This is a genomic window from Aurantimonas sp. Leaf443 (genome assembly GCF_001425575.1).
Classification (GTDB): domain Bacteria; phylum Pseudomonadota; class Alphaproteobacteria; order Rhizobiales; family Rhizobiaceae; genus Leaf443.
Genome location: NZ_LMRD01000011.1, coordinates 153,429 through 169,018, shown reverse-complemented (window position 1 = coordinate 169,018; position 15,590 = coordinate 153,429). Strand labels below are relative to the sequence as shown.

Here is a 15,590-nt window from a genome sequence, read left to right as displayed (position 1 = left end):
CCGCCGGAGCCTTTGGGAGGAGGATGGCTCGGCGAAGCTCTGGAACCTTGCGCTCGCCGGGGGAGGACCCGGCGAGCGTCTAAGACAACCCGCACCGATTGGGAGGAGGAGGTGCGGGTCTGATCCACAGCGGCGATTGGGAGGAGGAGCCGCTGCGAAGCTCTGCAATCTCTGGGCGCCCGTCGGGGAAAGGACCCGACGGGCGGCTTTCGAGAGCCCACGCGATTGGGAGGAGAAGCGTGGGCTTCCACCCACCGGACCTTTGGGAGGAGGATGGTCCGGTGGAATTCGAATGGTTCAGCCGATCGAGCGGCGGGCGACCGTCGGGATGTCGGTGCGGGCGATGCCGAGGTCGGCGAGCTCGCGCTGCGACAGGCGGTTCAGCTCGCTGCAGGTCTCGCGGAAACGGCGCCAGTTGTTGTAGCTGCGGACGATGTTCATGACCCTCGTGGTCCCTCTTTCAACCGATTGAAGCGAGCCTCGGTGGCTGCTTCAGTCGTTTTCGTTGTCCAGAAATTAGGTCCTGCTCCCCGTCCTCACCAGAGGTCGTTCTGCATAGCTGCGATGCGCATTGTGCATCGCAACATCGACGCCGTTATCGCGAAGAGAAACAATACCTTAACGAAATTCGACCGTGGCGTGGCAGGGCGTCCGGCCGCCGTTGCCGCATGGCTCGCGCAAGGCAATACGTCAGCGAAGTTGATGATTGGGGCGCGGTGCGCCGGTCTGGTGTGCCGGACGAGCGGCGTCCGACCGGTGGCGAGCGCCCGCGATTCACGCTCTCGAAGGCCCGGATTGGCTCTTTCGCGCCCCAGGGGCCGGTGATATAGAGACGCGCTTCGCGGCGCCCTTGCGTGGTCGCAGTAAAGCGGGTGTGGCGGAATTGGCAGACGCACTTGGTTTAGGTCCAAGCGCCGTGAGGCATGGGGGTTCAAGTCCCTCCACCCGCACCATCGTCGCGCATAACGAAAACATCGACGGCGCTCCGGCCATCCGGACTGGAGCGACCGCGGACAGATCGAAGGTATGAGCATGCAGGTAACGGAGACCAAGGCCGAGGGCCTGAAGCGCGAGCTGCAGATAGTCGTTCCCGCATCCGACCTCGAGGCGCGTCTTCAGACGCGGCTTCACGAAGCGAAGGATCGCGTGCAGCTGAAGGGTTTCCGGGCCGGCAAGGTTCCGATGGGCCATCTTCGCAAGATGTACGGCCGCTCGATGATGGCCGAGATCGTCAACCAGATCATCAACGAGACCCCGCGCAACGTGATCGCCGAGCGCAACGAGCGCTCCGCCATGCAGCCCGAGATCGCCATGAGCGAGAACGAGGCCGAGGCCGAGAAGGTTCTGCGCGGCGAGACCGACTTCGCCTTCACCCTTTCCTACGAGACGCTCCCGAGCTTCGAGCTCAAGGAGACGAGCGGCATCAAGATCGAGCGCCCGGTCGTCGAGATCTCGGAAGAGGAAGTGAACGAGCAGGTCGAGCGCATCGCCGGCAGCGCCCGCACCTACGCGCCCAAGGACGGCGCGGCGGCCGACGGCGACAAGGTGACGATGGACTTCGTCGGCAAGGTCGACGGCGAGGCCTTCGAGGGCGGTTCGGCGACGGACAGCGACCTCGTGCTCGGCTCCAAGCAGTTCATCCCCGGCTTCGAGGAGCAGCTCGTCGGCGTCTCGGCCGGTGAGGAGAAGACCGTCGAGGTCAGCTTCCCCGAGGATTACGGCGCTGCCCATCTCGCCGGCAAGGCGGCCAGCTTCGAAGTGAAGGTGAAGGCGGTGCTCGCGCCCGAATCGCTGGAGATCGACGACGAGCTCGCCAAAAAGCTCGGCCTCGAATCGCTGGAGCGCCTGCGCACGGTCGTGCGCGAGCAGCTGGAGAGCCAGTTCGGCCTCGCCACCCGCCAGAAGGTCAAGCGCCAGCTGCTCGACGCGCTGGACAAGGACTACAGCTTCGACCTGCCCGAGAAGCTCGTCGAGGCCGAGTTCGGCAACATCTGGAACCAGGTCCAGAGCGAGCTGACGCGCTCGGGCAAGACCTTCGAGGACGAGGACACGACCGAGGAGAAGGCGCGCGAGGAATATCGCCGCCTCGCCGAGCGCCGCGTGCGCCTGGGCCTCGTCCTGTCCGAGATCGGCGAGAAGGCCGGCGTCCAGATCTCCGACGACGACATGCAGCGCGCGCTCTTCGAGCAGATCCGCCGCTATCCCGGCCAGGAGCAGCAGATCTACGAGTTCTACCGCTCCAATCCGGAAGCGCTCGCCAGCCTGCGCGCCCCGCTCTATGAGGAGAAGGTCGTCGACCACCTCCTCGCCAATGCCGACGTGACCGACAAGCCGGTGACGAAGGAAGAGCTGATGGAAGGCGACGACGAGGACGAGGCCGTCCTCGCTTCCTGATCGACGCGATCACCGGAGCCTTGGAAAGGGTCGGTGCTAGCCGGCCCTTTTTCTTTGGCGCCCCTGCCACATCCTTCGCTTGCCCGACGGTTCGCCGAGCGTTCGGGCGCGCCTCCCGACACGCACCGGGGAGAGGCGCGAAGGATCACACGGTTCGGAATGCCATGACACGATATGTCCAGCGGCTGGCGGCCTTCGTCGCCGGCTTCCTCCTTCTCGCGACGCTCGCCGCGGGCGCGCAGGGCACCGGGTCTTCGCCCGCCTCCCTGCCGGGCGCCGTCTCGAAGCCCGCCGCTTCCCAAGGCGCGGAGGCCGAGGCCGATACCGCCAGCCTCGACGATCTCATCCGCATCCTCGAGAACGACGCGACGCGGCAGAAGCTCGTCGAATCGTTGAAGGCCTCGGCCTACAAGGCGCCGGAGCAGGCCAGCGGCGAGGGGGAGGCGGCGATGCCGGGCGAGGCGCTGGCGGAGACGCTCGCCGGCCGCATCGCCGCCTCCATGCAGATGGTGATCGACGGGGCGATCGAGACCTCGAAGGGCATCGCCGACAGTCTCATGGCGGCGGTGGATCTGGCCTCCGGCGCGGAGAGCCTCGACCTTCCGAACCTTCTGCAGACCGTCGCCCCCGTGGCGCTGGTGGCCGCTTCCGTCTTCGCGGCGCTCGCTCTGGCCAGCCTCCTCAAGCGCGGCCCCATCGCGCGCCTCTCGCGACGCGCCGAGAGGGCGGGCCCGATCTCCAAGCTGCTGCTCCTGGCGCTGGCGACGCTGATCGACACGCTCGCCGTGGCGGGCGCCGCGCTCGTCGGCTATGTCGTCGCCGTCGCGGCCTTCGACGCGCGCCCCACGCTGAACCAGCTTCTTTTCCTCAACGCGTTCCTGGCGATCGAATCGGCCAAGATCGTGCTGCGCGCCTTCGCCTCGCCGACGCGGCCGGCCCTGCGGATGACGCCCTTCAGCGACCGCCACGCCCGCTACTGGTTCTTTTGGTTCTCCCGCGTCATCTCGGTGCTCGGCTACACGTTCATGTTCGTGGCGCCGCTCGTCCAGCAGAGCTCCTCGCCGCGCGCCGCCGACGCCGTCCGTTTCTTCGTGGTCACGGCCTGCGCGCTTCTGGCGATCGGCCTGATCCTCAGGAATCGCGGCATCGTGCGCGAGAGGCTCAAACGCGCCAAGCGCAACGGCGACACGAGCCTTCGCGCCCGCGTCCACGCCTTCATCGGCCAGATCTGGTGGGCGCTCGCGGCGCTCTTCGTCGCCGCCCTCTATCTCGTCTGGCTGCGCAGTCCGGAGGACGGGCTCGCCTTCATGACGCTGGCGACCCTGAAGACGGTCGGCGCCATGGCGCTCGGCGGCCTCGTCGCCTCCATCCTCGCGCGTCTGATCGTGCGCGGCGTGAAGGTGCCCGACAGCGTGAAGGAGCGCCTTCCGCTCTTCGAGCGGCGGCTCAACGGCTTCATCCCGAGCGCGCTCACCGTCGCGCGGGTGCTCGTCATCCTCGCGGTGATCGCGACGACCCTCGAGGCCTGGAGCCTCGTTTCGGTCTCGGACTGGATGGCGACCGAGCGCGGACAGCGCTGGGTGGGCGGCCTCATCGGCGCGATGATCGTCGTCGCCATCGGCTTCGCCGTCTACGTCGCGATCTCCTCCTGGGTGGAATATCGCCTGAACCCGAAGTTCGGCCGCGTGCCGACCTCGCGCGAGCGCACTCTACTCTCCCTTTTCCGCAACGCCTTCACCATCGCCATGATCGTGGTTGTGTCCATGCTCGTCCTCTCGCAGATCGGCATCAATATCGCGCCGCTTCTCGCCGGCGCCGGCGTCATCGGTCTCGCCGTCGGCTTCGGCTCGCAGAAACTGGTGCAGGACATCATCACAGGCGCCTTCATCCAGATCCAGAACGCCATGAACGAGGGCGACATCGTGGAGCTGAACGGCATTTCGGGGACGGTGGAGCAGCTGACGGTGCGCTCGGTCGGCCTGCGCACCGTGGAAGGCACCTGGTATCTCATCCCCTTCTCCTCGGTCGACCGGGTCGCCAATTTCTCCAAGGACTTCGCCTATTACGTCGCCGACGTCGCCGTGGCCTATCGCGAGAGCATCGACGAGGTGAAGGTGATGATGCGCGAGGCCTTCGACGAGCTCCGCGCCACGGAGGTCGGGCAGAACATCATCGGCGAGTTCGACCTCTGGGGCGTGCAGGAACTGGCGAACTCGGCGATCATCGTGCGCGGCCGCATGATGACCAAGCCGAGCACGCAATGGGCGGTGGGCCGCGCCTATCGCGAGATCGTCAAGCGGATGAGCGACGAGCGCGGCATCGAGCTGCCCTTCCCGCACATGACCGTCTGGTTCGGCGAGGACAAGCGCGGCAACGCCCCGCCGATCCATCTGACGCCGCCCGAGCCGGCGGCCGTGCCGTCCCCCGCGCCGGCGCCGCAGACGGCACCCGCCGGGCTGCCGCCCCGTGGCCCCGCGGCGCCGGGAGCGCCTGGGGCCGGAGAGGACTTCGGTCTCCTCGACGCGCGCGGACGCCTCATCCCGCCCAGCAGGTCCGACCTCGACGAGGCGGAGGACGGGCCGGACGCCGCAGGGCGCACGTGAGCGCTCGACCCCCTATGCGAGCCGCGCGGTCGCGGCATGGCGCCGCGCCCGACCTTGCATCGCGCAAGGCGGAAGGCCTATCTACGGACCTCAGGATACGAAGACCCGATTCCCGGGCCGGATGCCGATTCGCGGCGCCGGCATCGACGGGCCGAAGAACGAGATGACGAACCGATGAAGCACCCCGTCGAAACCGCGATGAACCTCGTGCCGATGGTCGTCGAGCAGACCAATCGTGGCGAGCGCGCCTACGACATCTTTTCGCGCCTCCTGAAGGAGCGGGTGATCTTCATCACCGGTCCGATCGAGGACTCCATGGCGACGCTCGTCTGCGCCCAGCTCCTGTTCCTGGAGGCCGAGAACCCCAAGAAGGAGATCGCCCTCTACATCAACTCGCCCGGCGGCGTGGTAACGAGCGGCATGGCCATCTACGACACGATGCAGTTCATCCGCCCCGCCGTGTCCACGCTCTGCATAGGACAGGCCGCCTCGATGGGCTCGCTGCTGCTCTGCGCCGGCCAGAAGGACATGCGCTTCGCTACGCCCAACGCCCGCATCATGGTGCACCAGCCCTCGGGCGGCTTCTCCGGCCAGGCCTCGGACATCGAGCGCCACGCGCAGGACATCATCAAGCTGAAGCGCCGCCTCAACGAGGTCTATGTCCAGCACACCGGCCAGGACTACGAGACCATTGACCGCACGCTCGATCGTGACCACTTCATGACCTCGGACGAGGCGCAGGCCTTCGGATTGATCGACAAGGTCTATTCCTCGCGCGAAGCTCTGGAGAAGCCGGTCTCGGCCTGAGGCCCTCTCGCCTTGGGCCTGCCACGATCGGGGACCTGAATTCGGTTCCCGGTTAAGGGCGGCTCAAGCTTTCGCAGGTTTGATGCGTAGAGACATCGAACCGTCATGGGCAGGCGCCGCGTTACCGCTTCAAGAGGCCGCTTGCTTTGTGTTCGCTGCGGATTATCGTTACGCTCGGTGGGCGTTTTTCACGGACGGAAGCGGGATCCTGACCAGGTACTGGATCGGAAGGAAATTCGGATGAGCAAAACGAGCGGTGGCGATTCCAAGAACACGCTCTATTGCTCTTTCTGCGGAAAGAGCCAGCACGAAGTCCGCAAGCTGATCGCCGGGCCCACGGTTTTCATCTGCGACGAGTGCGTCGAACTGTGCATGGACATCATCCGCGAGGAAAACAAATCCTCGATGGTGAAGTCCCGCGAAGGCGTGCCGACGCCGCAGGAGATCATCGCGGTCCTCGACGACTACGTGATCGGTCAGTCCTTCGCCAAGAAGGTGCTGTCGGTGGCCGTGCACAACCACTACAAGCGCCTCGCGCACGCGGCCAAGAACAACGACGTCGAGCTGGCCAAGTCCAACATCCTGCTGATCGGTCCGACCGGTTGCGGCAAGACGCTGCTCGCGCAGACGCTCGCCCGCATCCTCGACGTGCCCTTCACCATGGCCGACGCCACGACGCTGACCGAGGCCGGCTATGTCGGCGAGGACGTCGAGAACATCATCCTCAAGCTCCTGCAGTCGGCGGACTACAATGTCGAGCGGGCGCAGCGCGGCATCGTCTATATCGACGAGATCGACAAGATCTCCCGCAAGTCCGACAACCCGTCGATCACCCGCGACGTGTCGGGCGAGGGCGTGCAGCAGGCGCTTCTGAAGATCATGGAAGGCACCGTCGCCTCCGTGCCGCCGCAGGGCGGGCGCAAGCATCCCCAGCAGGAGTTCCTGCAGGTCGACACCGCCAATATCCTCTTCATCTGCGGCGGCGCCTTCGCGGGCCTCGACAAGATCATCTCCGACCGCGGCCGCAAGACCTCGATCGGCTTCGCGGCCAATGTCGCCGGTCCGGACGATCGCCGCACGGGCGAGCTGTTCCGTCAGGTCGAGCCCGAGGATCTCCTGAAGTTCGGTCTCATCCCCGAATTCGTCGGCCGTCTGCCGGTGCTGGCGACGCTCGAGGATCTCGACGAGATCGCGCTGGTGCAGATCCTGGTGCAGCCGAAGAACGCGCTGGTGAAGCAGTATCAGCGTCTCTTCGAGATGGAGAATGTCGAGCTGTCCTTCCACGAGGACGCGCTGAAGGCGATCGCCCGCAAGGCGATCGAGCGCAAGACCGGCGCGCGCGGCCTTCGCTCCATCATGGAGGCGATGCTGCTCGACACGATGTTCGACCTGCCGACGCTGGAAGGCGTCCAGGAGGTCGTGATCTCCGAGGACGTGATCGAGGGCCGCGCGCGGCCGCTCTACATCTATGCCGAGCGCAAGGACGAGAAAGAGAACGTGAGCGCCTGACGGCTCTCGGCCGGTGGTCTCTTCGTGACGACCCCATCCGACCCGTCCCGGCGCCCCGTCGGGGCGGGTTTTTTTCGGCCTCTGCGCCGTCCCGGCCAATCACGGGCGACAGGTTGCCGCCCGCACTGGAAGCGCTCTCCGGCGCTGCCCATATGACGAGAGCTTAACGGCGTCGCGCCGGGTGCCGCACCGGGCCCGCCTCGACGGCCTGTGACGGCCACGAGCCGTAGAAAGGAAACTGCCATGTCCACATTCCCGGAACGGTCCGCGGGCGAGGGGGCGGCGCTCTATCCCGTCCTGCCCCTGCGCGACATCGTCGTGTTCCCGCACATGATCGTCCCGCTCTTCGTGGGTCGCGAGAAGTCGATCAGGGCCCTCGAGGAAGTGATGGGCGCCGACAAGCAGATCCTGCTTGCGACGCAGAAGAATGCCGGCGACGAGGACCCGACGCCCGACGCCATCTTCGAGCTCGGCACCGTCGCCAACGTCCTGCAGCTCCTCAAGCTGCCCGACGGCACGGTGAAGGTTCTCGTCGAGGGCGTGGCGCGCGCCGAGATCGAGAGCTTCACCGAGCGCTCGGACTGGCACGAGGCCCATGCGAGCATCGTCGAAGAGACCGAGGACGACCCCGTCGAGGTCGAGGCTCTGGCGCGCTCCGTCGTCGCCGAGTTCGAGAATTACGTGAAGCTGAACAAGAAGATCTCGCCCGAGGTCGTCGGCGCCGCGTCCCAGATCGACGACTATTCCAAGCTCGCCGACACCGTCGCCTCGCATCTCGCGATCAAGATTCCCGAGAAGCAGGAGATGCTCGCCACGATCAGCGTGCGCGAGCGGCTCGAGCGGGCGCTCGGCTTCATGGAGTCCGAGATTTCCGTTCTCCAGGTGGAGAAGCGCATCCGCTCGCGCGTGAAGCGCCAGATGGAGAAGACGCAGCGGGAATACTACCTTAACGAGCAGATGAAGGCGATCCAGAAGGAGCTCGGCGACGGCGAGGAAGGCCGCGACGAGGTCGCGGAGATCGAGGAGCGCATCAAGAAGACCAAGCTCTCCAAGGAGGGCCGCGAGAAGGCGACGGCCGAGCTGAAGAAGCTGCGGCAGATGAGCCCGATGTCGGCCGAGGCGACGGTCGTGCGCAACTACATGGACTGGCTGCTCGGCCTGCCCTGGGGCGTGAAGTCGAAGGTGAAGATCGACCTGAAGAAGGCCGAGGAGATCCTCGACCACGACCATTACGGCCTGGAGAAGGTGAAGGAGCGGATCGTCGAGTATCTGGCGGTGCAGAGCCGGCAGTCGAAGATCAAGGGCCCGATCCTGTGCCTCGTCGGCCCTCCCGGCGTTGGCAAGACCTCGCTCGCCAAGTCCATCGCCAAGGCGACGGGCCGCGAATACGTGCGCATGGCGCTCGGCGGCGTGCGCGACGAGGCCGAGATCCGCGGTCACCGGCGCACCTATATCGGCTCGATGCCCGGCAAGGTCATCCAGTCGATGAAGAAGGCCAAGCGCTCCAACCCGCTCTTCCTGTTCGACGAGATCGACAAGATGGGCATGGACTTCCGCGGCGACCCGTCCTCGGCGCTGCTGGAAGTGCTCGATCCCGAGCAGAACTCGACCTTCATGGATCACTATCTGGAGGTCGAGTACGACCTCTCGTCGGTGATGTTCGTGACGACGGCCAACACGCTGAACATCCCCGGGCCGCTGATGGACCGCATGGAGATCATCCGGATCGCCGGCTATACCGAGGACGAGAAGGTCGAGATCGCCAAGCGGCACCTTCTGCCGAAGGCCATCCGCGACCACGCGCTGAAGCCGGAGGAGTTCTCCGTCGCCGAGGACGCGCTGCGTGAGATCGCCCGGCGCTACACCCGCGAGGCGGGCGTGCGCTCCTACGAGCGCGAGCTGATGAAGATCGCGCGCAAGGCGGTGACGAAGATCCTGAAGGGCGAGGCCACCACCGTCGCGGTGACGGCGGCCAATCTCGAGGAGTCGCTCGGCGTGCCGCGCTATCGCTACGGCGAGGCGGAGTCCGACGATCAGGTCGGCGTCGTCACCGGGCTGGCCTGGACCGAGGTCGGGGGCGAACTGCTTACGATCGAAGGCGTCATGATGCCCGGCAAGGGCAAGATGACGGTGACGGGCAATCTCAAGGAGGTGATGAAGGAGTCGATCTCGGCCGCCGCGTCCTACGTGCGCTACCGGGCCCTCGACTACGGCATCAAGCCGCCGCTCTTCGAGAAGCGCGACATCCACGTGCACGTGCCGGAAGGCGCCACGCCCAAGGACGGTCCGTCCGCTGGCACGGCGATGGCGACCGCCATCGTCTCGGTGCTCACGGGCATCCCCGTGCGCCGCGACATCGCCATGACCGGCGAGATCACCCTGCGCGGACGCGTGCTGCCGATCGGCGGCCTGAAGGAGAAGCTGCTCGCAGCCCTGCGCGGCGGTATCCGGAAGGTGCTGATCCCGGAGGAGAACGCCAAGGACCTGGTGGACATCCCCGACAACGTGAAGAACGCGCTTGAGATCGTGCCGGTCTCGCGGATGGGCGAGGTGCTCCAGCACGCGCTGGTGCGCCAGCCGACGCCCGTCGAATGGTCGGAGGAGGACGAGCCTCTGAAGGGCCACCAGACGGTCGAGGATGGTGCAACCGCTGTGGCGCACTGAACGCACAGTTGTCATCAAGTAACAGGGCCGCCCCTCGGGGCGGCCTTTTTTTCGGTCTAGCCCCGGAAATCCGGCATTTTGGCGTTGCCGATCCGGGCCGCTTCCGCAAATGTCCTTGCGGACCTTTGGAATCGGGCCGACCGATGCAAGAACAGGAGGATCATCCGTGAACAAGAATGAACTGATTGCTGCGGTGGCGGACAAGAGCAAGCTCTCCAAGCAGGATGCGAATTCGGCCGTCGACGCCGTGTTCGAGGCTCTGCAGGAGTCCATGGCCAAGGGTGAGGAGATCCGTCTCGTCGGCTTCGGCACGTTCTCCGTCTCGCACCGTGCCGCCTCGAAGGGGCGCAATCCTTCGACGGGCGCCGAAGTGGACATCCCGGCGCGCAACGTGCCGAAGTTCGCGGCCGGCAAGGTCCTCAAGGACGCTGTCAACAAGTAGGCCGTTCCGGCCTGTTCGAGGCATCGGGAGGCGCAGGGCTCGGCCCTCGTCTCCCGCCTCGTTTTGACATTCCGAAAGGGCGGGTCGGTGACGATCCGCCCTTTCGCATGTCCGGTCTCCCGCCTCAGGCGTCGCTAGGCTGGGGCCCGGCCTCGCCGTCGGGGGCCGTCGCCTCGCCCGGTTGCGCGCCGTTCGCGGGCTGCCGGCCCGCCGTGAAGAAGGCGAGCTTGCCGGTCTCCCGGGCATAGTCGGACATGGCGGTCTCCGCATAGGCGGAGCAGACGTCGATCGCGTCGGGGCCGCCGGGCGACTGGGTGAGATCGTTCAGCAGCTTGACGCCCTGTTCGTAGCGATGCTGCAGGAAGGACAGGCTCTCGGCCTGCTGGCGGAACAGCGTGGTCAGAAAGTTCTCCTGAAACCGCGCGGCGGCGAAGATCGCCTTCTGGCCGGCGGCGAGAGCGGGCGAGACGAAGTCGGTGCCGGGGGGCGTCGTATCGGTCTGCATGAAGGTCTCCTTGCGTGTCCGGTCCGCCGGGCTTCGTCACGAAGGCCGGCAGGCGATCCGCGCACCATAGGCGGGGCGGCCGAAAGGGCCTTGATCGAGATCAAGCGAGCTCCGGCCGAGTTCCGCAGGCAGGCGTGTCCAGAATCAGAGCTGCTGGCCGCCTGCGGCGCGCCGGGACGGAAGGAGGCGGCTTGCCGCCATCAGCGCGTAGACGAGCGGGTCGCGGGCCACGGCCGAAAGCAGCGCGTCGTCGCCGAACCGCGCGGGCTGGCCGCGCAGACGGCGCGACAGGACCGTGCGCAGCCCGTCGAGGCGCTCGAGCCGGACGGGACTGCGCGCCGTGCGCCGGAAGCGGCGCGGCCAGAGGCCGAGTTCGACGAAGTTGACGCCGGCCCGCAACGCGACGTCCATCCGGTACCAGAAGCGCGGATTGCATTCGAGGACCTGGAGCGCCCCCCGCGGGTCGCGTTTGATGTCGAAGACGAGGATCCCGTCGATCCGCAGATGCGAGGCGACGATCTCGGCAAGGCGCGTGGCTTCGGACTCGTCGATGAACTCGACGCTGGAGCCCCGTCGCCGATAGTGCGCCGCGCGTTTCACGCGCCCGCCCTTGCAGAGCACGACGGTGGTGAATTCGGGGCCGGGCACGTAGCGTTGCAGGAGGAGCGGCGCATAGGCGACCCCGGCGAGCACGGCCGCCGCGTCGGCCGCCGTGACCTTCACGACCCCGGAACTGCCCCAGAGCGCCAAGGGCTTGACGACGAAGACCGCACCGGCCTCCGCCGCGGCGAGGGCCGAGCGGACGTCGTCCGAAGTGGCGCAGAGCCGCGTTTCGGGATGGGGGACGCCGATCCGCCCGCACAACTGCGCGAAGCGCCATTTGTCGTCGAGTTGATCGAAGGCGACGACGGCGGGCACCGGATAGCATTTGGCATCGAAGGCGGTCCGGTGCTCGGCGAGAAAGCGCGTCGTCTCGGCGTCGCTCGGGATCAGATAGTCGATGCGCTGCGACGCCAGCAGCGCCTGGACCGCCGCCACGTCCGCCCGCCCGCCGAAGGCCTTGCCGGAGGGGTCCGGCCGCTCGTGGAACTGCGTGCAGAGCCGCGAACGGGAGAGGTCGCGCGCCGCGCTCGTGCCGAAGACGTGGACCGCGCGGAACAGCGGGGCGCAGCATTGCAGCGTGCGATACTGCAGCCGAAAGCCGGCGCTGAGGACGAGGGCGGTTTCCATTGCGTTCTGTCCGCTCGGAGCATGTGCTTTGGGCCACGGCCGTGCCGGATCCGGTCTGACTCCATCCGGATGCGACGCGGAGTCTAGCGCCCCGCGACGCGTTCCGCGCGCAGGGGCGGCGGTCCTCAAGTGGTACGTCATTTGCGACGACCGGTCTTTCCGATGCCCCGTGGGAAGGAAGGGGACCCGACACCGCTCGCTGAGCCCCGCCGCTCGCGCAGGTCAGTCCTGCATCCCGAGGCGTTTGACAATCCGGCGGCGAGGCGCACTTCTCGCCGATGCCTGCTCCAATCCGCGCCTCTGGTCTCGACCGGACCGAACTGCCGATGCCGGCCGCGCCGACCGACGGGGCGACGCGGCGGCGTGCGGCTGTCCTGACGCCCGCTTTGCGGGGGATCGGTCCCGCAGCGGTTGCGGTCCCGACGTCCAGCGCGGCCTGCCGCGGCCGGACGGACGCCTGAGCGCGATGCGCGAGCCGCATTATCTGGAGCCGCCGCCGAACTGGACGGCGGAGGAACGGCCGACCCTTCCGGGCTCGCCGGGCACGCCCTACCACCGCCCGCCCGTGCGCCTCGCCTATGCCGCCGTCGGCGTGCTCGTCGGCATCACCGGCGGGCTCGGCAACGCGCTCGTCACCGCCAACCTTCCGCAGATCCAGGGACAGCTGGGGCTGACGCCGGTGGAGGGGGCGTGGCTGCCGGCGGCCTATGTCATGTTCAACGTGTCGGCGAACCTTCTCCTCGTGAAGGCACGCCAGCAATTCGGCATCCGGCGCTTCGCCGAGATCGGCATCCTCGCCTATGTGCTGGTCACGCTGGTGCATGTCCTGGCCAACGACTATGCGACGGCCGTCTTCGCCCGGGCGGTGAGCGGGTTTGCGGCCGCGCCGATGAGTTCGCTCGGCCTCTACTACATGATGCAGGCCTTTCCGAAGCGCCGCATCGGCGCCGGGCTCAGCCTCGGCTTCGCCCTGTCGCAATTCGCCGTCCCGATCGCCTGGCTCGTCTCGCCGCCGCTTCTCGACATCGGCGACTGGCGCGGGCTCTATCTCTTCGAGCTCGGCATGGCGCTCGTCTCCATGGCGGCCGTGGTGGTGCTGAAGCTGCCGCCGGGTCTGCGCATCAAGGTGTTCGAGCCGCTCGATCTCCTGACCTTTCTCCTGATGGCGCCGGCCTTCGCGCTCGTCTGCGCGGTGCTCGGCCAGGGGCGCACGCAATGGTGGCCGGATCAGCCCTGGATGGCGCAGGCGTTGATCGCGGCGCTCCTGCTGCTGCTTGCCGCCTTCTTCCTCGAGCATCATCGCGCCAATCCGCTGATCCAGACGCGCTGGCTCGGCGCCCGGGAGGCGATCCGCTTCGCGCTCGGCGCGCTGGGCCTGCGCTTCATCCTCTCCGAGCAGACCTATGCCGCGACGGGGCTCCTGCGCACGCTCGGCATGGGGCCGGACCAGTTGCGCCCGCTCTATGCCGTCATCCTGGCCGGAACGGTCCTCGGCGCGGCCCTGTCCGCCGCCCTGTTCTCGCCCAGGCGCCTCGTGCCGCTGATCCTGACCTCGATCGTCCTCGTGATCGTCGGCAGCAGCATGGATCTCGACGCGTCGAACCTCACGCGGCCGCACGATCTCTTCGTCAGCCAGTTCCTGGTGTCGACGGCCGCCGGCATGTTTCTCGGCCCGCTTCTCGTCCTCGGCATGACGCCGGTCCTGGCGCGCGGCACCGACTACGTCATCACGCTTATCGTCGTCTTCTCGCTCACCCAGAGCATCGGCGGGCTCGCCGGCCCGGCCGCCTTCGCCACGTTCCAGCAATATCGCGAGCACGAATATTCCGCCCTGCTCGTCGCCGATGTCGACCCGACCGACGCGGCCGTGGCAAGGCGCATCCAGCAGCAGGCCCAGCCCTATGCCGCGCTCATCACCGATCCGGTGCGCCTGCGCGCGCAGGGCGTCGCGCAGCTGTCGCAGGCGGTGACGCGCGAAGCGAACGTGCGCGCCTATAACGACGTCGTCTGGCTGAACCTCGTCATCGCCCTCGTGTTTCTCGTCTGGTCGCTGACGCAGACGCCGCCGGCCCGCAGGCTGGCGAAGTCGATCCTCGCCGCCACCTTCACCGCAAAGGGAGTGTCCTGACCGTGGATACGATCCGCTCCGGGAGCGACCGGGCGCAAGCCGGCACGCCCATCCCCAGCGATGCCGAGACGAGCGCGCAGATCGCCCGCTCCGCCGATCAGGCGACGGACGCCTCGCCCCCGGAAGCCCGCCAGCCGGAGCCCGCGACAGGGCCCGCCCGCGCCGCGCCGGTGGCGGAGACGCCGAAGAAGCTGCGCCCGAAGCCCGGCACGGTCGTCGCGATGCTCTTCGTGGCCTTGGCCGGCGTCCTCCTCATCCTCTATGCCTGGCGCCTCGGGCCGTTCGCGACCGCGATCGTCTCCACGGAAGACAGCTACGTGCGCGGCCAGATCACCGTGATGGCGCCGCAGGTCAGCGGCTACGTGACGGACGTTCTCGTGCGCGACTTCCAGCGCGTCTCTGCCGGCGACCCGCTGGTGAAGATCGACGACCGCATCTATCGCCAGCAGCTGGAACAGGCCGAGGCGCAGCGCGCGCAGGCCGAGGCGACGCTTCTCAACGCCGACCAGACGCGGGCGCAGAACGAGGCCGAGATCGGCGCGCGCAAGGCCGATCTCTTCCAGGCCGAGGCCGAGCTCGCGCGCGCGCAGGCCGAGGCGGAACGGGCCCGCTCGCTGACCGGCCGAGGCCTCAAGCCGGAATCGGAGACCGATCAGGTTCTGGCGACGCTGCGCACCGCGCAGGCCGGTATCCGCCGGGCGGAGGCGGCGATCAACATCGCCGAGCAGACGCTGCGCGCCACGGAGGTCTCCAAGCGGGGCCTTGAGGCGAGCGTGCGGACCGCTCAGGCGCAGGTCGATCTCGCCCGCATCAATCTCGACAACACGATCGTGCACTCGCCGCGCGCGGGCCAGGTGGGCGAGGCCTCCGTGCGGCCCGGCCAATACGTGACGGCGGGATCGCAGCTGATGTTCCTCGTGCCCGACACGCTCTGGGTGATCGCCAATTTCAAGGAGACGCTGACGCGCTACGTCGCCGTCGGCCAGCCGGCCCGCGTCAGCGTGGACGCTCTCGGCGGCACGGTGTTCCGCGGCCGCGTGGTCGAGATCGCGCCCGCGACCGGGTCGGAATTCAGCGTGTTGCGGCCCGACAATGCCAGCGGCAACTTCACCAAGGTCGTCCAGCGGCTGCCGATCCGCATCGCGCTGGAGGCGGACCAGCCCGGTGCGGACCGCCTGCGGCCGGGCCTCTCGGTGGTAACGCATGTGGACACGAGCGGTGCCGCGCCCGCGCCGGCCGGCTGGGTCCGCGCCCTGCGCGACCTGCCCGTCCTGCGCGATCTTCTCGGACCCTGAGGGTCGCGGCTCC

General features: G+C 67.6%; 11 protein-coding genes and 1 tRNA gene. 9 read left to right on the top strand and 3 right to left on the bottom strand.

The genetic code is table 11. The features are described 5' to 3' along the window. Positions 1-297: 297 nt before the first annotated feature. On the bottom strand, positions 298-441 hold the full coding sequence (locus tag ASG48_RS18050; protein ID WP_082529542.1) for a DUF1127 domain-containing protein: 144 nt from the start codon (positions 439-441) through the stop codon (positions 298-300). 427 nt (positions 442-868) lie between these two features. Between ASG48_RS18050 and ASG48_RS16420 the strand changes: the two genes are divergently transcribed. From ASG48_RS16420 to ASG48_RS16390, 7 genes are all read left to right on the top strand, one after another. Further along, positions 869-953: transfer RNA gene (locus ASG48_RS16420), tRNA-Leu, on the top strand. A 79-nt stretch (positions 954-1,032) separates the two neighbouring features. Further along, on the top strand, positions 1,033-2,394 hold the full coding sequence (gene tig, locus ASG48_RS16415) for a trigger factor (RefSeq protein ID WP_055852360.1): 1,362 nt from the start codon (positions 1,033-1,035) through the stop codon (positions 2,392-2,394). A 164-nt stretch (positions 2,395-2,558) separates the two neighbouring features. Further along, positions 2,559-4,997: a mechanosensitive ion channel domain-containing protein gene (locus tag ASG48_RS16410; protein ID WP_055852320.1), complete on the top strand. Its 2,439-nt coding sequence runs from the start codon at positions 2,559-2,561 to the stop codon at positions 4,995-4,997. A gap of 174 nt (positions 4,998-5,171) precedes the next feature. Then, positions 5,172-5,804, top strand: a complete 633-nt coding sequence (locus ASG48_RS16405) for an ATP-dependent Clp protease proteolytic subunit (RefSeq protein ID WP_055852317.1) — start codon at positions 5,172-5,174, stop codon at positions 5,802-5,804. Between the two features lie 240 nt (positions 5,805-6,044). Continuing rightward, positions 6,045-7,313, top strand: a complete 1,269-nt coding sequence (gene clpX / locus ASG48_RS16400; RefSeq protein WP_055852315.1) for an ATP-dependent Clp protease ATP-binding subunit ClpX — start codon at positions 6,045-6,047, stop codon at positions 7,311-7,313. A 243-nt stretch (positions 7,314-7,556) separates the two neighbouring features. After that, on the top strand, positions 7,557-9,977 hold the full coding sequence (gene lon, locus ASG48_RS16395; RefSeq protein WP_055852312.1) for an endopeptidase La: 2,421 nt from the start codon (positions 7,557-7,559) through the stop codon (positions 9,975-9,977). Between the two features lie 166 nt (positions 9,978-10,143). Continuing rightward, positions 10,144-10,419: an HU family DNA-binding protein gene (locus ASG48_RS16390; protein ID WP_055852309.1), complete on the top strand. Its 276-nt coding sequence runs from the start codon at positions 10,144-10,146 to the stop codon at positions 10,417-10,419. Positions 10,420-10,543: 124 nt separating this feature from the next. On the opposite strand, the gene ASG48_RS16385 is transcribed toward ASG48_RS16390, so the two are convergent. Together ASG48_RS16385 and ASG48_RS16380 are read right to left on the bottom strand one after the other, a co-directional pair. After that, positions 10,544-10,924, bottom strand: coding sequence for a hypothetical protein (locus ASG48_RS16385; protein ID WP_055852307.1), 381 nt, complete (start codon positions 10,922-10,924; stop codon positions 10,544-10,546). Positions 10,925-11,068: 144 nt separating this feature from the next. After that, entirely contained in the window at positions 11,069-12,154 is a 1,086-nt protein-coding gene (locus ASG48_RS16380; RefSeq protein ID WP_055852304.1) for an ATP-grasp domain-containing protein, read from the bottom strand. 466 nt (positions 12,155-12,620) lie between these two features. Between ASG48_RS16380 and ASG48_RS16375 the strand changes: the two genes are divergently transcribed. Both ASG48_RS16375 and ASG48_RS16370 read left to right on the top strand, forming a co-directional pair. Continuing rightward, positions 12,621-14,282, top strand: coding sequence for an MFS transporter (locus tag ASG48_RS16375; RefSeq protein ID WP_055852302.1), 1,662 nt, complete (start codon positions 12,621-12,623; stop codon positions 14,280-14,282). A 2-nt stretch (positions 14,283-14,284) separates the two neighbouring features. Continuing rightward, positions 14,285-15,577, top strand: coding sequence for an HlyD family secretion protein (locus tag ASG48_RS16370; protein WP_244486927.1), 1,293 nt, complete (start codon positions 14,285-14,287; stop codon positions 15,575-15,577). Positions 15,578-15,590: the final 13 nt, after the last annotated feature.

Bases quoted from the DNA above. Each gene is read 5' to 3' on its own strand.
- ASG48_RS18050 (WP_082529542.1), bottom strand. From the start codon at position 441: ATGAACATCGTCCGCAGCTACAACAACTGGCGCCGTTTCCGCGAGACC.
- tig (WP_055852360.1), top strand. From the start codon at position 1,033: ATGCAGGTAACGGAGACCAAGGCCGAGGGCCTGAAGCGCGAGCTGCAG.
- ASG48_RS16410 (WP_055852320.1), top strand. From the start codon at position 2,559: ATGACACGATATGTCCAGCGGCTGGCGGCCTTCGTCGCCGGCTTCCTC.
- ASG48_RS16405 (WP_055852317.1), top strand. From the start codon at position 5,172: ATGAAGCACCCCGTCGAAACCGCGATGAACCTCGTGCCGATGGTCGTC.
- clpX (WP_055852315.1), top strand. From the start codon at position 6,045: ATGAGCAAAACGAGCGGTGGCGATTCCAAGAACACGCTCTATTGCTCT.
- lon (WP_055852312.1), top strand. From the start codon at position 7,557: ATGTCCACATTCCCGGAACGGTCCGCGGGCGAGGGGGCGGCGCTCTAT.
- ASG48_RS16385 (WP_055852307.1), bottom strand. From the start codon at position 10,924: ATGCAGACCGATACGACGCCCCCCGGCACCGACTTCGTCTCGCCCGCT.
- ASG48_RS16380 (WP_055852304.1), bottom strand. From the start codon at position 12,154: ATGGAAACCGCCCTCGTCCTCAGCGCCGGCTTTCGGCTGCAGTATCGC.
- ASG48_RS16375 (WP_055852302.1), top strand. From the start codon at position 12,621: ATGCGCGAGCCGCATTATCTGGAGCCGCCGCCGAACTGGACGGCGGAG.